Genomic DNA, 2,994 nt, shown 5'->3' with positions numbered 1-2,994 from the left:
TCGTCCTGAGCCAGGATCAAACTCTCAATTTAAAATTGATGTTCGAGCTATGCTCTATTTATCGCTGACTTGTTAAAGTCATTTTGTGAACTGTTTGTTCACTAGAATTAACTGGTTTTACCTTTTTCTCTGTTTAATTTTCAAAGACCAATTTGTTATCACCATCATCTGGCGACTTTTATATCTTATCATCTTAGAAACCACTTGTCAAGCATTTTTTTATTTTTATTTTTCATTGCTTGTTTTAAGTTGTCTTCGCTGACGACTTGTTTATAATAACATGGTGGTCTGTTTGTATAGTTTAGATTTTATGCTGAATTTTAAAATTAATCCAGAATTACTTATTATTACTTTACATTTCTAATATTTTCTTATGTGGATACACCAGGATATGTTTGTTTTGTATTTCACTTTAATTTATTATATAAATGTCCATGATATAAATAAAGTCTATTAAAGTAAGGCTTTTATCTTTATGAGTAACAATCAATTAGGACTTGTGTACTAATACACAAGTCCTAATATAATTTATAATTTGTTTTTTTGATTAATAATATTTGTTAAATAATTCAACTAGACAGTTTTCTGATTTAAACCCCAAGTGTTTTAATGTAGAATCTAGAGAATTTAGGATATAAATTAATTTTTCAGTATTTGCGTTTTCACCCATATGTCCAATTCTTATAACTTTATTACTTAAGTATCCAAAGGAGCCAGATATCAAAATATTATATGATTTCAACATATAACTAATTATCTCATTGGCTGTTATATTATTTGGGGTTTCTACCACCGTAACAGTATTAGAATAGCCCTCTTTAATATATAAACTTAACCCATATTCCCTTAGAGCCCCTCTAGTAGCATGAGCAATTTTTTTATGTCTTTCTAATACTGTTTCTATGCCTTCATCTATAATATTATCCACAGCCGCTCTTAATCCCATAATATCACTTATAGGCATTGTATATGGAAACCACTTCTTACTGTAATAATCTCTCCAAATTGTAAGATTACTATAAAATCCCACAATAGATTTTTTTCTATTATCCATCGCTTCAAATGCATCTTTGCTAATAGATAAGATTGTAAGCCCTGGAGGAGCCGAAAAAGCTTTCTGTGATCCCCCCAAAGCAATATCAACTTTCCAGTCATCTACATTAAGTGGCTCTCCAACCATTGCTGCCACACTATCCACTACAGTTATAATTCCGTGCTCCTTTAATAACGGACAAATTTTGCTTATATCATTGAGCACTCCTGAAGGTGTATCGCAATGGACTACAGTTGCATATTTAAAATTGCTATCTTTTTTCAAAAACTCCCTTAGTTCTTCAATACATATTTCTTTTGTTCTATCCGTTGAGAAATAAACTGGAACTCCTCCATAAATTTTTACAAAGTCTCCAAACCCTTCTCCAAATATGCCATTATCTATTACAAGAACTCTATCATCTGGTTCTGTCAGAGATGCACAAGCTGCCTCTAATCCTAAAATCCCTTCCCCACTTAATATGTACACATCATTTTTTGTATGAATTATCTCTCCAATTTTATCACAAGTTTGTTTATAAAAATCGTAAAAACTTTCATCTATGTCAGGATTGGTTACCTCCATAGCTCTAGCCATACGCACATTTTCTCTCACTTCAGTTGGACCTGGTGTAAAAACAAAAGGCTTTATCATAACATATCACTCCTCAAAAAATATGATTCAACTTCTTTATTATACTATAATTGTGTTAAAACCACTTAGAAACTTTATCCAGTATTTTAAAATTAGTTAAATCATAGTGAAGAGGTGTTAATGTTATATACCCCGCCTTTATACAAGCTACATCTGTATCTATTTCCTCTGAATCTTCTGGTGTTCCTTTAACTGAAAAACTAGTATGTTCACTTGAAGATTCTATCTCAATAAATACATTTTTATATTTTCTTTCCCCTATTTTGCATACCTTAATACCTTTTATTTTCTCTTTATCTACTGGAGGAATGTTTACATTTAGTACTACATCCTCATTAAACTCATCTAAACTTATTGACTGAATTATTTTATTTACATATTCTATTCCTATTTGAAAACTTTTATCGCTACCATCACAGGACACTGCTATAGATGGGATTTTCATAATTGAGGCTTCAATAGCTGCTGATACCGTACCTGAGTACAATACATCAGTGCCCAGATTAAATCCATCATTAATTCCTGATATAACTAAATCAATATCACCATTTACTAATTTTTCTATACCAATCTTAGTGCAATCTGCGGGTGTCCCACTTACACTATAGCATTTGTATCCTAGATTTTTAACTTTTACTTCTTTTATTATTAAAGGTGTAGTTAAAGTTATAGAATGACTGCTAGCACTTCTTTGTCTATCTGGTGCCACCACTATCACCTCATGGTTTTCCTGTAATGAATTTGCTAATAAATTAATTCCCTTTGCATCTATTCCATCATCATTTGTAACCAATATTCTCATAATATATCCTCCTATTTCTAGTTATCTTTTTTTTATTTTACAAGCTATAGAAGTTATTAACGTTCATAACTACTATGTATAATTACATTATACATGTTTTAAGCTGCATATCTAAATAATTCCGAACTTTTCTTACTCAGTTCCTTACTTAATAACTCTTTTTTTATTATCTTCAATACATCATTAATTATAATATCTAGTCATTAATTTATAATATACTTCTTATAATTGCTCTTTATTTACAACTCTTTTGTTTTCTATTAACTTAAAGATAACCTTCCATATATACTATATCAGCTAAATATATAAATTTTGAAAATAAAAAAAAGCAATCCTAATGGATTGCTTTTGGTGGAGATAAAGAGATTCGAACTCTTGACCCCCTGCGTGCAAGGCAGGTGCTCTCCCAACTGAGCTATACCCCCAAATATGGTGGACCTTCAGGGACTCGAACCCCGGACCAACCGGTTATGAGCCGGTTGCTCTAACCAACTGAGCTAAAGAT

Annotated in this window: 2 protein-coding genes and 1 tRNA gene; all 3 read right to left on the bottom strand. The window is 31.1% G+C overall.

Annotation, left to right across the window (positions count from 1 at the left end; all coding sequences use genetic code 11):
- Window positions 1–547: 547 nt before the first annotated feature.
- Entirely contained in the window at window positions 548–1,687 is a 1,140-nt protein-coding gene (locus tag J2Z44_RS21230; RefSeq protein WP_209650054.1) for a pyridoxal-phosphate-dependent aminotransferase family protein, read from the bottom strand.
- 55 nt (window positions 1,688–1,742) lie between these two features.
- Window positions 1,743–2,489 carry a 5'/3'-nucleotidase SurE gene (surE, locus tag J2Z44_RS21225; RefSeq protein ID WP_021283167.1) on the bottom strand — a complete coding sequence of 249 codons (747 nt, stop codon included), beginning with the start codon at window positions 2,487–2,489 and terminating at the stop codon, window positions 1,743–1,745.
- Between the two features lie 349 nt (window positions 2,490–2,838).
- Window positions 2,839–2,914, bottom strand: a tRNA-Ala gene (locus tag J2Z44_RS21220).
- Window positions 2,915–2,994 lie beyond the last annotated feature (80 nt).

The sequence above is a fragment of the Clostridium punense genome (assembly GCF_017874425.1).
Classification (GTDB): Bacteria; Bacillota; Clostridia; order Clostridiales; family Clostridiaceae; genus Clostridium_J; species Clostridium_J punense.
Note: the sequence above shows the minus strand (reverse complement) of the source record. Positions and strands in the feature narration are given on the sequence as shown.